Here is a 17,008-nt window from a genome sequence, read left to right on the forward strand (position 1 = left end):
AATGGGGTTTGCGGCAGCGTCATGGTCGCCGGGCGATGAACCTGCGTCTCTATGGTGACGTCGTCGCGCCGGCCGATCGCGCTAGCGGCTCTCGGACATCGGCGCCGTCGGCCCCGGTGGCCGAGCCGGTCGACGGCGACCGGTCGCTGGTTCCGGCTTCGAGCGGGATCGTTCCCCGCGGCCGGGGGTTCGACTGTGCTGGTGATGCGGAGGTCGGTGAGGTCGATCCGGCCGAGCAGAGTGCTCCGGCCGGAGCCGTCGCCGACCAGGACCCATCCGCTGCCCAGGCCGCACGTGTTGACCCAGCCGCATCCGCCGGTTCGGTTGGCCTGGGCGGTCCGGTTGGCCTGGGCGGTCCGGTTGGCCTGGGCGGTCCGGTTGGCCTGGCCGGTCCGGTTGACCCGGCCGGCTCGGCTGATCGGGTCGAGTCCTGCGAGTGGGTAGATGGAGCAGTGCCCGGTCAGGCTGGTCAGGCTGCCGCGGTCGGCCGCTGCCGGCGGGCAGACCGGGCAACGCCCTGGATCAGGTGGCTCCGCCGACCGGGCCGGTCCCGCCGATCAGATCAGGCACGTCCGCCCGGTCGGCGCTGCCGGCTCGGCCGAGCGATCCTCTCGGCGCCGACGGGCGATCGGGCACCCCGCCCACCCGGTGAGCTGCGCCCACCGAGCTCGCCTGCCCACCGAGCTCGCCTGCCTACCGGGCTCGCCTGCCTACCGGGCTCGCCTGCCCACCGGGCTCGCCTGCCCATCGGGCTCGCCTGCCCATCGGGCTCGCCTGCCCATCGGGCTCGCCTGCCCATCGGGCTCGCCTGCCCACCGGGCTCGCCTGCCCACCGGGCTCGCCTGCCCACCGGGCTCGCCTGCCCACCGAGCTTCGCCCACTGAGCTCGGCTGCCCGGCGAGCACCGCCCACCCGGCGAGCACGGCGGGCCCGGGGGCACCACCCGGGCGTATCGGTCAGGATCACTCGGCCGTAATAGTTGGATGAGCCGCGGTCCTGACCGCAACAATTACCCAACGCCCGACGTCATGCCTTTGGCAGGTGTCGAGGCAATGGGCTTATGCCCGGTCCCGGGAAATTTATCGAATTTGTCATTAGGGGACCTCATTCGGATACCAAGGGATGAATGTCGAAGTTGGACGCGGCTCTGTTTTGGTGTTGCGGCATTGATGACTTCGGGCGCTTTGGCGGGCGCGCTGTCGTTGGCGTGACAGCGCATGATGGGCAGCGTCTATGCGCCATGACGGCGCCGACAGCAGCCTCCGACGGCATCACCACTGCCGCGGCAGGAACAGCGCGGCCCGGTGCGTTTGTCAACAGTGGAGGGCCGCACGAGCCGGGCCCGGGCGAGGACCGAGCGACGGGCACGTTCTGGGCGATCGCCTAGCTTGTTGGAAAGGCTCCGAGCAGCTCCATTGCCGCCCGGTTGTCGGGCCGGGACCAGAACAGCTCGTGCAGGTCGGGTGGGAATTCGTCGCGGTGGCTGCCGACCGTGCCGCGGCGAAAGAATCCGGCGTCTACCTGCCGCAGTTCGTCGAAGGTGGGAATGGCTGCGTCCTCGTCGGGGCGGAGGGCCGGCGCGACGACGGCCATCACGCGATCGACTGCGGCGGCCGGGTCGGCGATCAGTTCGGCGTAGGACAGCATCGCCCGGTGGGGTGCCGGCGGTTGTAGCCAGCTGAGAACGTTCGCGCCCCAGCTTCCGCTGCTGCGGGCGCCGGTGTCCTCGATCAGTTGCCTCAACACCGTCGGGAAGCTTGCGGGATCCTTTTCGGTGAGCATTCGGGCCCACGACACCAGCGCGTCCCGGCCGTCACGGACCAGACAGATCGCATGGTCGGCCGGGTCGACGCTTTCGTCGCGCGGCCCGTGGGTCTTGACGAAGTGAGGTTCGGCAGCGGCGAGGGCGGCCGGGCGGTCGACGTATCCGATCAGTTCGCCGCCCACCCGGTCGGCCACGCCGTCGTAGTCGTAGACCACCGACGTGGGCACGCCGTACCTGCGGTTGAGGACGATGCGCAAAAATGTGTTGCCGGAGCGGGGAAAAGACGCCACCCAGATCAGCATCGAAGCACTATAGGGCGGAATGATGTATCCAGAGCAGCTTCCCTCTCGCGCCTTCGCGACGGTCAGCTTTGCCGTGGACTGGGCGTACCTGCGCGACCTCAACCTGCTGTGTCACCGGGTCGACGGCGACCTTGAGACCGTCGTGCGGCGGGCCCTCTCCGACTATGTGCAGGCGGTGTCGATGCCGGCGGTGGACGTCGTGCGGATCAGGCGCCGCCGCCGGTGGGGCCTTCTCCTCGCCGGGGTGGCCGGTGTGGCGCTCGGCGTGGCCGGCACCCTGCTGGCGGTAGTGATCCGCTAGGGACGCGGGCGGTGCAGCGGCGGTGGGCGCCGGGAAGGCAGAATCGTACGCGTGGACGTCGCGGTGCTGGGGCCGTTGGAGCTGCGCGACCGCGACGGGGAAATCGTGCCGGTCGCGGGCGCGCGGCTCCGTGCGCTGCTCGTTCTGCTCGCGCTCGACGCCAACCGGGTCGTCTCCACCGAGCGTCTCATCGACGGTGTGTGGGCCGACGAGCCGCCGGCCGCCGCGACCAACGCGCTTCAGGCGCTCGTCTCGCGCCTGCGCCGGACGACCGCCGAGCTGGTCATCGAGGCCATGCCGAACGGCTACCGGCTGGTCGTCGACGCCGACCGGGTCGACGTGCACCGGTTCGTCCGCCTCGCCCCGCGCAAGCCGGCCGAAGCCCTCGCTCTCTGGCGCGGCGAGCTCGACTTTCCCGACGTGGCGCGGGCCGACGCCGTACGCCTCAGGGAGCTGAAGCTCGCCGCCCAGCGCCGCCACCTCGCCGAGCAGATGACGCAGCGCGACGTCGTCCCCGAGTTGGAGGGCCTGGTCGCCGCCGATCCGCTCGACGAGCGGCTGGTGGCGTTGCTCATGCGGGCGCTCACGAGCAACGGGCAGGTCAGCCGCGCGCTCGAGATCTTCGAGGAGACGCGGCGGAAGCTCGCCGACCAGCTCGGCACCGATCCGGGCGCCGAGCTCGCCGAGCTGCATCTGGAGCTGCTGCGCGCTGACGCGCCGGTCCGGCGGGGCAACCTCCCGGCCGAGGTGAGCAGCTTCGTCGGGCGCGACCCGGACGTGCGTACGGTCAAGGAGCTCATTGCCGGGAACCGGCTCGTGACCCTCCTCGGCCCGGGCGGCAGCGGGAAGACCCGGCTGTCGGTCGAGGTCGGCAGCCGGCTGCCGGGGGAGGTGTGGCGGGTCGAGCTGGCGCCGCTGACCGACCCGACCGAGGTCCCGCAGGCGATCATGACGGCGTTGCGGCTGCGCGGGCAGGTGCAGCTCGGCCGGCCGGCGACCAAGGCCGCGCAGGCCGGTGACACGCTGCCGCGGCTGCTGGAGGCGCTCGCCGGGCGGGAGATGCTGCTGATCCTCGACAACTGCGAGCATCTGATCGGTGCGGCGGCCGCGGTGGGCGACGCGCTGCTGCGGTCGGCTCCGGGCCTGCGCCTGCTGACGACCAGCCGCGAGCCGCTGGGCATTCCGGGCGAGCGGATCCACGCGGTCGAGCCGCTGGCTCTCCCGCCGGTCGGTGCGGGCGCGTCGGTCGCTTCCGGCTTTCCTTCCGTACGCCTCCTGCTCGATCGAGCTGCGGCGTTCCGGCTCGGTGAGGACAACGTCGAGGCCGTGATCCGGGTCTGCCGGGCGCTCGACGGCATGCCGCTGGCGATCGAGCTGGCGGCGGCACGCCTGCGTACGCTGCCCGTCGCGGTCCTCGCCGACCGCCTGGCCGACCGGTTCCGCCTGCTGACCGGCGGCAGCCGGACCGCCCTGCCGCGCCATCAGACGCTGCGCGCGGTGGTCGACTGGAGTTGGGACCTGCTGTCCGAGGCCGAGCGGCGACTGTGGCGGCGGTTCGCGCTGTTCCACGGCGGCGCCGACGTGACCATGGTGGAGCGGGTCTGCGACACCGACGTCGACCTGCTGGCCGCGCTGGTCGACAAGTCGTTGCTGGTGCTCGGCCCGGATGGGCGCTACCGGATGCTGGAGACGATCCGGGAGTACGGCCTGGAACGTCTCGCCGAGGCGGGCGAGGCCGAGTCGCAGCGGCTCGCCCTGGCCCGCTACCTGCTCGACCTGGCCGGCCGGGCCGAGCCGCACCTGCGCGGCCCCGAGCAGCTGACCTGGCTGCGCCGGCTGGCCGAGGAGCACGACAACCTGCACGCCACGTGCTGGGCGGCGATTCACGCCGGCGACGCGGCGACGGCCTACGCGCTGGTCGCGCGGCTGGGCTGGTACTGGTGGCTGCGCGGGCACCGGATGGAGGGCGCCGTGCTGGCGTCCGAGGTGAGCGCGCTGCCCGAGGAGGGGGCCGACCCGGAGGACGTCGGCCTGACCCACGCCTTCGCGGCGATCAACGGGCTGGAGGGCGCCATCCCGATCAACCAGGTGCAGAGCCACTTCTACGCCGCCGAGACGCACGGTGCCCGGCCCGGCGCGAAGCATCCCGGGCTGCGCCTGATCGGGCCGCTGGCCGGCATCTTCGAACAGCCGGACGCCGAGAGCGGGTTCCGGGCGGTCGAGCCGCTCTTCGACGACCCCGACCCGTGGCTGCGGGCCACCTCCCGGATGATCCTCGCCCATCTGCGGCTGAACTTCGGGCAGAGCAGCGAGGTCGCCTCGGCCGACATGCGGGAGGCGCTGGCCGGCTTCCGGGCGATCGGCGAACGCTGGGGCATCGGCTTCTCGCTCAGCGCGCTCGGCGACATGGCGGCCGCCGAGGGCGACTTCGCGCAGGCCGTCCGCTGGCAGCGGGAGGCGCTGACGCTGGTCCGCGAGGTCGGCATCCGGGAGGACATACCGCAGATGGAGGTCAAGCTGGCCCACCAGCTGTGGATGGCCGGCGAACTGGCCGAGGGCCGCCGCATGCTCAAGCAGTCGCGCGAGTCGGCCGAGGAGATCGGCCTGCCCGAGGTGATGGCGTCGGTGCAGCACGGGTACGCGACGTTCGCCCGCATGGAGGGCAATCTCGACGAGGCCCGGGCGGCGGTGACGGTGGCCGCCCGGGAGATGGACAATCCGACGTTCGCCCCGCAGTTCCGGGCGCAGACCCGCAGCACGATGGGCTCGATCGAGGCGGCGGCCGGCGACCTGGTGAAGGCCCGGTCGCATCACGCGGCGGCGGTGCGGATCGCGGTCGCCTCCCGCGACCAGCCGGTGATCGCGATCGCGCTGGTCGGGGTGGCCGATCTGGCGCTGCACGAGGGCGACCCGGAGCGGGCCGCCTTCCTGCTTGGGGCGGCCGACGCCGTACGCGGATCGTGCGACCGGTCCGTCCCCGACACCGACCGCATCATCGTCGAGGCCCGGGCCGCGCTGGGCGACGCGGGCTTCGCCGAGGCGTACGGGAAGGCGGCGCGGGTGACCGTCGCAACCGCGACCGAAGTCGCGGGTCTCTGACCTCGGCGCCGATGGCGCCGGTCATGTCCGCAGCACGGCGGGTGGATCGGACACTCGGCTGATATCGGGACCGGGGGCGGTGTCAGCCGACGTCAGCGGCGTCCAGATCAGCAGGGCCAGGCTGAACCAGACATAGAGGTTGCCGCCGAGGATTTCCAGGGGCGGGCGGGGGCCCTTCTCCCACAGCCAGCCCAGCCGCGAGGTCATCAGGAGGTAGGCGGCCGCGCCGAGGATGCCTCGTCGCCGGCCGGAGTCGACGCACCGGACGATCGCCGGGAGCAGCCAGACGCAGTGGTGGATCCAGGTGACCGGGCTGATCAGGCAGCCCAGGATGCCGGTCAGGGCCAGGCCGCCCATCAGGTCGTCGGGCTGTTTGCGGACTCGCCAGGCCCAGAAGGCGATCGTGGCGAGGACCGCGACGATCCAGATTTTTCCGGCGACCTGGTCGATGGGCAGCCGGGCGAGAAAGCCACGCTCCGACTGGTTGGAGAAATATGACAGAACGCCGACGCGGCTGGTGTCCCACAGTGCCGATGTCCAGAATTCTCGGGACTGGTCGGGGAACAGCGCGGCGGCCGCCAGCGTGGCGGCGGCCGCGGTGCCGGCCGCGGTCGCGGCGGCCCGCCAGCGCCGGGTGAGCAGCAGATAGAGGATGAAGACGCCCGGGGTCAGCTTGACCGCGGTGGCCAGGCCGATGCCGACGCCGGCCCACTTGCGGCCCTTCGACAGCCCGATCATCAGGTCGGCCGCGACCAGGGTGAGCAGCAGCGTGTTGACCTGGCCGAAGGTGATCGTCTCGCGGACCGGCTCGAACGCCACCGCCAGGCAGAACGCGATCGCGAACGCGAACCAGACCGTCCAGCCCCGTCGCTTGATCATCGGCCCGGCGAACCACCAGGTCAGGACGGCGGTCGTGATCAGGGTGGCGACGGTCGCGACGAGCAGGACCACGGCGAACGGCAGGAACGCCATCGGGGCCATGACCAGGCCGGCGAACGGCGGATAGGTGAAGCCGTAGGGCGTGCCGGGCCGCAGCCAGTCATAGACCATGCCGCCGTCGCGGAACCAGTAGGTGAGCGCGCCGTAGTAGACCCTCGAGTCGAAGAACTCGTTACGCGTCTCGGCGAGATAGACGATCAGGATCGTGACCGACGCCAACGACGCGACGATGCCTGTTTTTCGAGTCATAGAGCGCTTTCCCGATCACAACAATGAGGAAGACCGTCATCAGAATGGCACCCTGGGACTTCGTCGCCAGCGCCAGGTTGTAGCCGTCCGGCAGGCACAGCGCCGCGGCGATCGCGGGCGGCACGACCAGCCAGAGAGTTTCCCGGCGAACGGTGGCGGCCAGCACGGCCAGGGGCCAGATCGCATACCACGGGTGGAAGACCGGGGCGAGCACGACGGTCGCGGCCAGCGCCAACCCGGCGTACAGCAAGGGCTCGGCGCGCCGGGCTCGCCACCACAACCAGACCAGGACGACCGCCAGCGCTCCGATGCCGATCACCCGGGTGACGGGTACGGCGTCGAGCCCGGCCAGCCGGAACACCATTCCGACCGCCGTCGACGGGGACGTCCACTGCACCGAGACGCCGCTGCCCTCCAGCCCGGTGACCCAGCCCAGCCCGCGCCCGGAGACGATCGTGACGGCGACCAGCACCCCGGCGACGCCGAGCAGGAGTTCGCCCGAGGCGCGGAGCAGCGCGTGATCGTTTGCCAATTGCCCTAGTTTCCCGAGCCGCCCCCACCCTCGTTCGGGTGGGGCCGAGTCGACCACGAGGGTCCGACGTTCTTCGGCGGTTGTCCACAGGAGCACGGCGAACGGCACGGCGACGATCGCGGTCGCCTTGACCCCCACGGCGAGGCCGAAGAGCAGGCCGGCCAGGAGCAGGCGCCGGTCGGCGGCCAGCGCGAGGGCGGCCACGACGAAACCGACCATGACCGCGTCGTTGTGGGCGCCGGAGATCAGGTGAATGGGGACCAGCGGGCAGGCGAGGGCGAGCCACACCGCCCGGGACAGCGGGACCCCGGAACGGCGGGCCAGCGACGGCAGGCTCACCGCGATCAGGGCGACCCCCAGCAGCGCGATCCCGCGGAGGGCGATCAGCGTGCCGGTCAGCGAGCCGCCGAGCTTGGCCGCGGCCGCGGCCAGCACCAGGAAGACCGGGCCGTAGGGGGCGGGGGAGGAGAGCCAGGTCGGCGCGACGGCGTCGCGCCAGGGACACCCCAAAAGATCAACCCCGCCGGCGTACGGGTCGGCGCCCGCCGCCTGCTGCCAGCCCTGACAGGCGTACGAATAGGCGTCGTAGCTGCCCAGCGGCAGGAAGAAGAGCAGCGGCAGCGCCCACAGGCCGGCCGTCACGTAGGCCCAGCGGGCGGACGGCACCGACCGGCGGCCGGCCCACCAGGCGCCGATCAACAGGACCGTGCCGAGCAGCCAGGACAACGGGGTCAGCACGCCGTTCGTGCCGTGGAAGATCGTGGTCGGCGTCATCGTCGGATGCCACGGGCTGCGCGCGCCGCCGCGGTAGGCGGCGACGGCCAGGAGCAGGCTGCCCGCCAGACCCACATATCGGACGACGGCGGGCCGGGGCATGCGCAGCACCCTACCGTGACGTGCACGGGTCCAGGAGTTGTCCGGCCCGTGGCCTAGGATCGGCCGGGTGTGGGCTCGGCGGCGGCTGGAGTGGATCACCGCCGTGGTCGCGGCGGTGCTCGGCGCCGCGTACTCGCTGGGCCCGCGGATGGGCTCCGACCTGGCCGCCCAGACCGCGCGGGCCGGGTTCTTCGCCGATCACGGCTACACGCCGGTCGACCTGAGGTGGTACTCGGGGGTCGACCAGCTGGGCTACAGCCTGGTCTCGCAACCTCTGATGGCGCTGTTCGGGGTGCAGGTGACCGGCGCGCTCGCCCTGGTCGTGACCGCGGTGCTGTTCGCGGTCCTGCTGCGGCGCACCGGGGCGCCCCGGCTCTGGTTCGGCGCGATGGCGGGCACCGTCTGCGTCGCCGGAAATCTGGTGAGCGGCCGGGTGACGTACGCGGTCGGGGTCATGCTGGCGATAGCCGCGCTGACCGCCTTGACCGCACCGCCCCGGCTGCGTTTTCTCGCCGCGCTCGCGGCGTTCCTCGCGGCCGCGACCAGCCCGGTCGCCGGCCTCTTCGTCGGCCTGGCCGGCGTCGCCCTGATGCTCTCGTCGCGGTGGAAACGCGGGCTGCTGATCGCCGTGCCGGCCGGAGTGCCGCTGATCGCGAACGCGGGCCTGTTCGGCGACGGCGGCTGGATGAACATCAGCCACGCCGACACCGTCCGCGCCATGGCCGCCAGTCTCATCGTGGCCGCTCTCGTGCCGGTCCGCCCGGTGCGGGCCGGTGCTGTCCTGAGCGCGCTGGGCGTGCTCGCCGCCGCCCTGATCCACACCCCGGTCGGCCTGAACGCGACCCGCCTGCCCGTCATGTTCGCGATCCCGGTGCTGGCCGGCTGGGCCGTGATCCCGCGCCGCGTGCCCCGCCCGCTGCTCGTTCCGGTCCTGCTCGTGCTCTGCGTCGTCGAGCCACCCGTCGTGATCACCGACATCGAGGACATCGGCAACCCGACCGCCGACCGCGCCTACTTCACCCCGCTCCTCGACCGCCTCCAGCAGGAGCGACTGACCGGCCGGGTGGAGATCCCGTCGACCCGCGACTACTGGGAGGCCGCCTATCTGGGTGACATCCCGCTCGCCCGCGGCTGGTTGCGCCAGGCCGACATCGACCGCAACCCGCTCTTCTTCACCAAGATCCCGGGGGCCGCGGGCACGGGCGTACCCCTCGACGCCACCACCTACCGCGACTGGCTCGCCGAGCAGGCCGTGCAGTTCGTCGCCGTGCCCGACGCGGTGCTGACCTGGAGCGGAAAGCCGGAGGCGGCCCTGGTGAGCGCCGGCGTCCCCTACCTGACCGAGGTGTGGAGCGGCGCCCACTGGCGCCTCTACGCGGTCGCCGACCCGCAGCCGATCGTCGGCGCCCCGGCCACACTGACCGGCTACACCGCCGCCTCGCTGACCATCGACGCCCCGGCGGCCGGCGACATCCCGGTGCGGATCCACTACTACCGCTGGCTTCGTGCCTCGTCGGGCGCTTCGGTACGCAAATCCGGCGTATGGACCATCCTCCACGTTCCGGCACCTGGTCGTTACGAGCTCACCAGCTAACCTTCCCTTGTGGATCAAAATGCTGCGATCGACACCACGGTCGCCCACCCCGCGCGGCGCTACAACTACTGGCTCGGTGGCAAGGACAACTTCGCGGCCGACCGGGCCTCCGGCGACGAACTCGAGCGGATGTTCCCCAAGGTCCGGCTGGGCGCGCTCGCCAACCGGGCGCTGCTGCAGCGGGCCACCCGGTTCCTGGCCGCCGAGGCCGGCATCCGGCAGTTCCTCGACATCGGCACCGGCCTGCCGACCGCCGACAACACCCATGAGGTGGCCCAGGCCGTCGCCCCCACCAGCAAGATCGTGTACGTCGACAACGACCCGCTCGTGATGAGCCACGCCCGGGCCCTGCTCACCAGCACCGAACAGGGCCGCACCGCCTACCTCGAGGCCGACCTCAACGACCCCGGCAAGATCCTGGCCGACCCGGTCCTGCGGGACACCCTCGACCTGTCGCAGCCGGTCGGCCTGATGCTGATCGCCGTCCTGCATTTCGTGCACGGCCACGGCGCGGCCCGGCCGATCGTCCGGCAGCTGCTCGACGCCCTGCCCTCCGGCAGCTACCTGGTCGCCACCCACGCCACCCAGGACTTCGGCACACCCGAACAGCAGGCGCTCTACCAGCAGATCCTCGAGGAGGGCCGGACGGACGTCTGGACCCGTCCGAAGACCGAGTTCGCGGCCCTCTTCGACGGCCTCGAACTGGTGCCGCCCGGCGTGGTCCCGGCCAGCGAGTGGCGCCCGCTGCCGGACGCCGAGATCCCCGAAAGGTCAGACATCAACGTCTGGACCGCGGTCGGTCGCAAACCCTAGCCGTTCAGACGGAATTGAACACGATGAGTGTCAAGTGGGGTCACTCTCGGGTTATGGTCCGCGCTATGAATCACTCTCGGCGCGGAGTGACCGACTACGACGGATGGAACCGTGGCTGGCTGATCGTCGCCACCCCGGTCCGTCGGCGGCCGGCCGACGACTCCCGGCTGCCCGCACCGACGGTCGGCCTCCTCACCCAGATCCGGTCCTACCTCAACGGCACCGTTCCGGGTTGAGCTGGACCGTACGGGCCTACCAGCCAGGAGACCAACGGTCCTGGCTGCGGTGCCGGGTGCTCGGCTTCCTCGACACCGCGTACTACGACGACGTCCTGCGCTCCAAGCCGCCGGCCGGCGGCCCGGACATGGTCGCGGTGACGGGCGACGGAACGGTCGCCGGCCTCATCACAATGACCGGCGCGACCATCGACACCGTCGTCGTGCACCCCGACCACCGGCGCCGGGGCGTCGGGCGGGCGCTGATCGACGCCGTGGTCCCGGTCCTGCGGGAGGGCGGCGCCCCGACGGTCGAGGCGTGGACCCGCGACGACCCGGGCACACTCCGCTGGTACCGGGCCATGGGGTTCGCCGACGACAGTCACTACCTGCACGTCTACGCCGACCGTTACGCCGACCCGGACGAACCCGCCCGCGCCGGCCTCACCGCCCGCCCCGGACTCAAACCGATGGCCGGCTTCCTGCACGGCACACTGGCCGACGAGGAGTGGGCGCGCTCACGATTCCGGCGGGTCCACGTGTGCCGCCGCTTCGTGCGGCCGCTCTAGCCCACGTGCTGGGTCTTGCGGAGGATGCGGCGGAAGCGCCGGCCGGGGATCGTGAGCGACATCAGGACCTTGACCAGAAACTCGTCGCGGCCGGCCGCGGTGTCGGCGGCCACGTGGTCGACCGACGTGACCATGACCGGGCCGACGCGCACGTAGCCGAGCGTGCGGAATCGCCGCCGGGCCGGGTCGTACTCGTAGGGCAGGGGCAGGACGGTCCGGCGGTCGAGCGGCATGACCGCGGTGCGCGCGCGAGGCGGCCCGCTGCCGGGCGTCCAGCTCCAGCGCCCGGCCACACCGAGCGGGTCGCGCCAGACGACGTCGACGGAGCGGACGGTGTCGGACCGCAGTATGGCGATCTCGGTCGCGGCGCCGGCGGCCAGCACGGCCGGGACGATGGTGACCTGCTCGGTCCAGCCCCGGCCGCCGAGCGAGCCCCGAAACGTGACGGCCACGGCATGAGCCAGCTTGCCGGTCCGGTTGGCCAGGCGCCAGCGGTCGGGCGACGTGGTCGCGAGATCCCACATCACCCCAGCATCGCCGAGAGCGTCCACTGTGGCCAGGGCGTACAGAAAGCGGCGGCCACGCCGAAGCGTGGCGCCGCCGGAAGACCAGCGACGCCCATCCCGGCTCGTTGCGATGCCTTCATCGCCGACGGCTGAGTGCGACGATGGGGATCCGGCGCTGTGTTCGCGCCTGGTAATCGCTCAGCTGAGGATGTCGGGTGGCGAACAGCTCGTACCGCGCGTCGCGTTCGTATCCGGTTTCGACCCTAGCGGTACACGCGAACGTCTCGACGCCGACCTCGACGAGGGCTACCGCTGATTCGCGTGCCGGGCCACTACTCGTGCATATGCCTTGAGGGTGTCCCCGGGGCCGGCGCCGTCGACCGCCGACCGTATGGCGGCTGCAGCGTCGCCGTGCCGGTAGAGCTCAGTGTGCGTGAGTATCACGTTCGTGGTGTGCGGACCGGTCGCGACGAATTCGACCTGGATGCGGCTCGCCTTCTCATCATCGTGGACGGGCCGCCAGTCCGCGCCGACCCGCCACGTCATGACCAGGCGGCTCGGAGGCTGACATTCGACGATCGTGCCGCGTACGACCTCCGTGCCGTCGGCGCCGTGCTCGACGAAGCAACCGCCTGCCCACGACTGGAGGGTGACGGCCTGCGGGTTTCTGATGAAGGTATGGCCGGCTGGCAGCCACTCGATCGGCCGTTCCACGAAGATCCTGAACGCCTCGTCCGGCGGCACGGCAACGCTAATCGATTTGGACACATCGGTCAGCGTCCCCCGGGTCGACGCCGATTCGACCATGGTCGACTCCTCCCGCTCTCATGACGGACGGTGCCGGCATTCCGCAGGCACCAGAAATTAGTGGTACACCACCATTATATCATCGTGCAGTACGCTCTGTTCTCGATGCGCCTGCCCGACGATCTCCCGACGCCCGCCACCGAACGACTGCGTTTGGTGCTCGACGTGGACCTACGCCTGCTGGCGCTCGCCGAGCGGCTTCGTCAGCATTGGGCCGCGCACGCCGCAGCCGTCGGCCTCTCCACCGCTCAGGTCAAAGTCCTGCTGATCCTGGAGCCGGGACAACCCGTGCCGATGCGCAGGGTCGCCGCCCGGCTCGACTCCGACGCATCCAACCTCAGCAGCCTGGTGGACCGCCTGGAAAGACGCCGCATCGTCGAACGCGGGGCCGATGCCCGCGACCGGAGAATCAAAGCTCTCACCCTTACCGCCGAAGGCCAGCAGTTACGAGACACCTTCTGGCGCCGCCTCACCGAAGACCCCGGCCCCCTCGCCGCGCTCGACGAAACCGACCTGCAGACGCTCGCCACACTGCTCGCGCCAGCGGAGCACGACGGCCCACCATCCCAACCATCGGACTGAAGTCGGGAATCGAAGCAACAGCGGTCACGCCAGTCGGTTTCGCTTCTGGCCACCGAGCGCGCGCGTCGGCCGCGGGAGCCGTTACCTTGACGGCGCGCTCGGAAAGCCGAACGCAGCGGCCACGCTGGCTGGGAGCCAGGCATGACCGCCGCGTCGCGGCTTGTCGCCGAATTGTCGGGGCGCCCTCGGTGAGAGCCGAAACCGCAGGTCAGCGAGCTAAATCAGGTCAGACGTTGTAGTACATCTCCTAGCGGCCCCTTGCGGACCAGCGGAGATGTCCCAGAGACGACTCTGACCAGCGCTTATTACGTTCAGTTGCGTTGGGCTGAGTTGACCGTCTGTGGCTGTCCTGCGGACTAGCTGCGGACTACTCCCCACCCATAGAGCGGCCCCGGAAACGCGGTGCTGGAACACCGGCCGGGGCCTTGATCGCCAACATGGAGGCGACCCGTCATGACCGTACCCAACCCCGCCCACAACCGGGCCTACCCGATGCCCGCGCCGGCCGACGACCGCCGGTTCTCTCTCGGCCTCGTCTTCGCCGTCGCCCAGGTCCTCGTCGACCACGGCTTCCCGCCCATCACCGCCGGCGGTGACCTCGTCGCCCTCCAACAGGCCCTCTACGGCTTCCTCTACGCCCCGCCGGACGACGGTGGCTTCGCCGAGCGGTTCCTCGCCAGGCAGCAGGAGGCTCGCCGCGCCGCCCTGCTGGCCGACGAGCGAGGCCGCGAGGGCTACGCCGAGGGCTACGTCGACTGCGTGGTCGCGTCGAGGCCGGAGAGGGCCGAGCGCAGCGACCAGCAGCTGTCTGACGAGGTCGGCGACATGCTCACCGGCGGCCCAGCCCCGGCCTGGCTCGACCCGGAGACGGCCGAAACGCTCGGGTCGCTGGTCCGGCGCCTGCACACCGCCTGAAATTGCGCAGGCTCTTGCGCAATTTCGGAATCGGTACGGCGCTTACGGATTCGGCACCAAGGTGCCGAATCCGTCACGGCGTGACGGATTTACGAGCCCTCGACGTCCTCGGCGAGCTCGGGCCGGTTCGCGGCGATCCAGGCCTCGACGTCGTCGCGCAGCCAGACCTGGCCCATGCGAAGCGTGGCGATCGGGCGCGGGAACTCGCGCTTCACGCTGTCGGTGATCTGGTGGACCCGCGCCGGCGTGACGCCGAGCCGGTCGGCGATCTCCGCGGTGCCCATCAGCCGGATGTCTTCGCGCTTCACAAGATCGAACGCTAAGAGGCTTACCGCTTGACGATCCCTAATCGGTAGTACCCCTTAGCGGACCCGCTTGGTGGTCGTATAGTCACGGCAGGACGGCGGCCCGCTGGGGCGAAGCTCGCGGGTCGCCGCCTCCCAACTTCGCCCCGGGAGGCAGCAATGGAGCCAGAGGAACGCCGCGAGGACGCCGAGGAAGCGGCGCGCGAGTGGCGCGACGAGGAACGCAGGAAGAAGTACTCGGGCGGTTGGCTCAGCGGTGGCTGCGCCGACGACGCCGAGCCGGGGGTCTTCGTCGTCTTCGAGGATCGCCCCGAGGGGTCGACTGAGCCGGAAGCGGTCCGCAAAGGGAACGTGATCTGGGTGGATTCCGGTTCGGGTCCGGGGTTCAGCTTCCCGGCACCAGGCGCCTAGCGCCTCAACTGTCCGGACTCGGACAGTTGAGGCACTGCGGAGTGATCCGCAGTTGACCTCCGTCAGGTGTCCGGATCCGGACAGGTGTTCACGGATGAACACCTGCCGGAGAAGGTCGTCGGCGCCGACGGAAAGCCTCCAAGACTGGGGCGGCGAGGACACGCGCCCGCAAGCCACGTCCTCGCCGCCCCTCACCGCCGGCCGACCTTCTGCCGATGGTTGGAGCGGGCGATCTTCTCGTCGACGATCCGCTCGACGGCCGAATAGAGCAGCTTGCCGTCGAGGTAGACGTTGTTGGTCAGCGTGTTGTCGACCTGCACCCGGCTCGCCCCGCCGGAGCGCCGGATGCCGTCCCCGGCGATCGCGCTGGCCGCGTCGAAGGACCCGCCTTCGGCGAACCCGCCGCCGAAGCGGGCCAGGGTGTTGGCGACCTTGTCGCTGACCGAGGCCCGGACGATGAAGTTGATCTGCCTGGTACGCGCGGCAGCCTCGGCCTTCTCCCTCAGCGCCTCGATCCGGGCGGCCGCGTCGTGGGTGTTGGCGACCAGCTCGATGCTCTTCTTCGGCGGGATCAGGCCGACCTGCGTCCTGAGTGCCTTCACCCCGTCCGCGCTCAGGTGGAACTTCCGGGCCGCCTTGTCGAACTCGACCTGGTTCTGCTTGGCGATCTCGTTGGCGGCCGCGCCCGGACCGTGCAGATCGACATACCCCTTGTACTGATCGTTGAGGGCCTGGGCAACCCGGGATATGGCGTCCCGGTTGGCGCGGCCCTTGACGGTGTTCACGTCGAGGCTGGTGCCGTTGTTCTTGATCGACGCGGTGACCGCGTCGATCGACGCGGCCGCCTGGGTCCGTGAGTCGAACAGGTTGTACGCGGCGGTGTAGGCGTCCTCCAGGCTGGTGGCGAACGAATCCATCTGCGGCGCCGCTACGGTGGCCGCAACCCCGGCGTCGGTGATGCCCTTCTGCACGAGCGTCAGCGACCCGGACGCGTTCCCGCCGAAGATCCCCGTCTTGTCCAGGGCGTCACCGAGCTGACCGATCGGGCCGAGCAGGCCGGCCACGAACTGCTCGGTCACGCCGATCTTGCTCAGCCAGCCGTACAACGTGGTCAGGCCGAGGGTTGTCGGGCCGAGCACGTCGAGGACCCCGCCGAGCGTATTCGTCACGTCCCGCAGGCCGGCGGCGGCGCCCGTGCTGCCGTAGCTGACGGTCGACAGGAACTGCCCGGCATCCTGGCCGAGGTCGGCGATCGAGTCGCCCAGCTGGTCGAACACGGGCCCGGACCGGTCGATCACGTCCTCGATGCCGCCGCTGAGCTCCCGCACGGCGTTGGTGACCCCGAAGATCAGCGGCTGCGCGTTCTGGGCGCTCTTGGCGAAGATCCGGGCGAAGTCGATCCCGTGCAGCGTGTTCTCGATGTCGTGGATCCCGCCAAGCGTCGTCGAGATGAACGGCGTCGAGGCCGTGGACAGCTGCTGGCCGATCCGCTCCTTCATCCCCGCGAACGCCGCCTGCACCCGGGCATCCTTAGCGGCCAGCGTGACGCCGCCGATGATGCCGCCCAGGCCGACGCCGCCGATGATGCCGGCCGACAGCAGCGAGGCGGCCAGCGGCGCGGCCGCGGCGATACCGCCGCCGATGATCTGCGGCGCGGCCGCCGACACCTGCTCGAAGGACTGCTTCAGCCGCGCGGTGAGCTTCTGCGTCTCCTTGTCGACCTCGCCGCTCGAGGGCAGCAGATCCTTGAGGATGTCCCTGTTCTTGGTCAGGTTCCGGATCTCGGTCTGCTGTTTGCGCATCGCCTTGGAGATGTCGCTGCGCTCAGCCGCCGTGCCCGCGTTCGCGAACGCCTGGGCCAGCGACCCGAGCTCCCGCTTGGAGATCTCCAGCTCGGACGACAGCTTGTGGAACGCCTTCGCGTTCTCGTCCGCCTTACCGCCCATCTTGGCGGTCGCAGCGGTCGCCTTGTCCGTCTCCTGCGAGGTCGACTTCACCTCATCCTTGGCCCGCTTCAGGCTGGCCAGGAACGACGACAGGCCCTTGCTGGACTTGTCGTTGATGTTGACATCGGCTTCGACATCTCTCGCCACGCTGACGCTCCTTCACGGCTCGTTGGTGGTGCGGCCCCGGCCCCCCCCCCCGGTTGCGGGGGGGGGGCCCCCCCCCGCGGGGGGGGGCGGTCGCGAAAACCCCTCGGGGTCCGCGCGCGCGGAGGGAGGTTTCCG

Annotated in this window: 17 protein-coding genes; 9 read left to right on the forward strand and 8 right to left on the reverse strand. The window is 70.9% G+C overall.

What is annotated here, in order from left to right; genetic code table 11:
- Positions 1–1,383 precede the first annotated feature (1,383 nt).
- Complete coding sequence (locus AB0M88_RS49215) at positions 1,384–2,067, reverse strand: sulfotransferase domain-containing protein (protein WP_364114520.1); 684 nt, start codon at positions 2,065–2,067, stop codon at positions 1,384–1,386.
- Between the two features lie 19 nt (positions 2,068–2,086).
- On the opposite strand from AB0M88_RS49215, the gene AB0M88_RS49220 reads away from it, so the two are divergent.
- The gene (locus tag AB0M88_RS49220) at positions 2,087–2,368 is read left to right on the forward strand and encodes a hypothetical protein (RefSeq protein ID WP_364114522.1); all 282 of its coding nucleotides are present in this window, start codon (positions 2,087–2,089) and stop codon (positions 2,366–2,368) included.
- A 51-nt stretch (positions 2,369–2,419) separates the two neighbouring features.
- A complete protein-coding gene (locus AB0M88_RS49225) occupies positions 2,420–5,467 on the forward strand; it encodes a BTAD domain-containing putative transcriptional regulator (protein ID WP_364114524.1) in 3,048 nt (1,015 codons plus the stop codon).
- Between the two features lie 21 nt (positions 5,468–5,488).
- On the opposite strand, the gene AB0M88_RS49230 is transcribed toward AB0M88_RS49225, so the two are convergent.
- Both AB0M88_RS49230 and mptB read right to left on the reverse strand, forming a co-directional pair.
- On the reverse strand, positions 5,489–6,625 hold the full coding sequence (locus AB0M88_RS49230; RefSeq protein ID WP_364114526.1) for a glycosyltransferase 87 family protein: 1,137 nt from the start codon (positions 6,623–6,625) through the stop codon (positions 5,489–5,491).
- Positions 6,579–8,162: a polyprenol phosphomannose-dependent alpha 1,6 mannosyltransferase MptB gene (gene mptB, locus AB0M88_RS49235; RefSeq protein WP_364114528.1), complete on the reverse strand. Its 1,584-nt coding sequence runs from the start codon at positions 8,160–8,162 to the stop codon at positions 6,579–6,581. Before mptB ends, AB0M88_RS49230 begins: the two co-directional genes overlap by 47 nt.
- A 49-nt stretch (positions 8,163–8,211) precedes the next feature.
- Between mptB and AB0M88_RS49240 the strand changes: the two genes are divergently transcribed.
- The 4 genes from AB0M88_RS49240 to AB0M88_RS49255 all read left to right on the forward strand — a co-directional run bounded on the left by AB0M88_RS49240 (position 8,212) and on the right by AB0M88_RS49255 (position 11,254).
- The gene (locus tag AB0M88_RS49240; RefSeq protein ID WP_364114550.1) at positions 8,212–9,657 is read left to right on the forward strand and encodes a hypothetical protein; all 1,446 of its coding nucleotides are present in this window, start codon (positions 8,212–8,214) and stop codon (positions 9,655–9,657) included.
- 9 nt (positions 9,658–9,666) lie between these two features.
- Positions 9,667–10,470, forward strand: coding sequence for an SAM-dependent methyltransferase (locus AB0M88_RS49245; protein WP_364114530.1), 804 nt, complete (start codon positions 9,667–9,669; stop codon positions 10,468–10,470).
- A gap of 65 nt (positions 10,471–10,535) precedes the next feature.
- Positions 10,536–10,706: a hypothetical protein gene (locus AB0M88_RS49250; protein ID WP_364114532.1), complete on the forward strand. Its 171-nt coding sequence runs from the start codon at positions 10,536–10,538 to the stop codon at positions 10,704–10,706.
- Positions 10,703–11,254 (forward strand): GNAT family N-acetyltransferase, encoded by a 552-nt coding sequence (locus AB0M88_RS49255; RefSeq protein WP_364114534.1) that lies wholly within the window; start codon positions 10,703–10,705, stop codon positions 11,252–11,254. Before AB0M88_RS49250 ends, AB0M88_RS49255 begins: the two co-directional genes overlap by 4 nt.
- On the opposite strand, the gene AB0M88_RS49260 is transcribed toward AB0M88_RS49255, so the two are convergent.
- The 3 genes from AB0M88_RS49260 to AB0M88_RS49270 form a co-directional block, all read right to left on the reverse strand.
- Positions 11,251–11,778: a hypothetical protein gene (locus tag AB0M88_RS49260; protein WP_364114536.1), complete on the reverse strand. Its 528-nt coding sequence runs from the start codon at positions 11,776–11,778 to the stop codon at positions 11,251–11,253. The genes AB0M88_RS49255 and AB0M88_RS49260 overlap by 4 nt on opposite strands.
- Positions 11,779–11,896: 118 nt before the next feature.
- Positions 11,897–12,106, reverse strand: a complete 210-nt coding sequence (locus tag AB0M88_RS49265) for a nitroreductase/quinone reductase family protein (RefSeq protein WP_364114552.1) — start codon at positions 12,104–12,106, stop codon at positions 11,897–11,899.
- Positions 12,067–12,567 carry an SRPBCC domain-containing protein gene (locus tag AB0M88_RS49270; RefSeq protein WP_364114538.1) on the reverse strand — a complete coding sequence of 167 codons (501 nt, stop codon included), beginning with the start codon at positions 12,565–12,567 and terminating at the stop codon, positions 12,067–12,069. Before AB0M88_RS49270 ends, AB0M88_RS49265 begins: the two co-directional genes overlap by 40 nt.
- A gap of 84 nt (positions 12,568–12,651) precedes the next feature.
- Here AB0M88_RS49270 and AB0M88_RS49275 point away from each other — a divergent pair, with 84 nt between their 5' ends.
- On the forward strand, positions 12,652–13,149 hold the full coding sequence (locus AB0M88_RS49275; protein ID WP_364114540.1) for a MarR family transcriptional regulator: 498 nt from the start codon (positions 12,652–12,654) through the stop codon (positions 13,147–13,149).
- 453 nt (positions 13,150–13,602) lie between these two features.
- Positions 13,603–14,064: a hypothetical protein gene (locus tag AB0M88_RS49280; RefSeq protein ID WP_364114542.1), complete on the forward strand. Its 462-nt coding sequence runs from the start codon at positions 13,603–13,605 to the stop codon at positions 14,062–14,064.
- Between the two features lie 89 nt (positions 14,065–14,153).
- On the opposite strand, the gene AB0M88_RS49285 is transcribed toward AB0M88_RS49280, so the two are convergent.
- On the reverse strand, positions 14,154–14,372 hold the full coding sequence (locus tag AB0M88_RS49285; protein ID WP_364114544.1) for a DNA-binding protein: 219 nt from the start codon (positions 14,370–14,372) through the stop codon (positions 14,154–14,156).
- 156 nt (positions 14,373–14,528) lie between these two features.
- On the opposite strand from AB0M88_RS49285, the gene AB0M88_RS49290 reads away from it, so the two are divergent.
- A complete protein-coding gene (locus tag AB0M88_RS49290; protein WP_364114546.1) occupies positions 14,529–14,780 on the forward strand; it encodes a hypothetical protein in 252 nt (83 codons plus the stop codon).
- 191 nt (positions 14,781–14,971) lie between these two features.
- Here the strand turns inward: AB0M88_RS49290 and AB0M88_RS49295 are convergent, their stop codons facing one another.
- Positions 14,972–16,873, reverse strand: a complete 1,902-nt coding sequence (locus AB0M88_RS49295; RefSeq protein WP_364114548.1) for a hypothetical protein — start codon at positions 16,871–16,873, stop codon at positions 14,972–14,974.
- Positions 16,874–17,008: the final 135 nt, after the last annotated feature.

This window comes from Actinoplanes sp. NPDC051411 (assembly GCF_040682075.1).
Classification (GTDB): domain Bacteria; phylum Actinomycetota; class Actinomycetes; order Mycobacteriales; family Micromonosporaceae; genus Actinoplanes.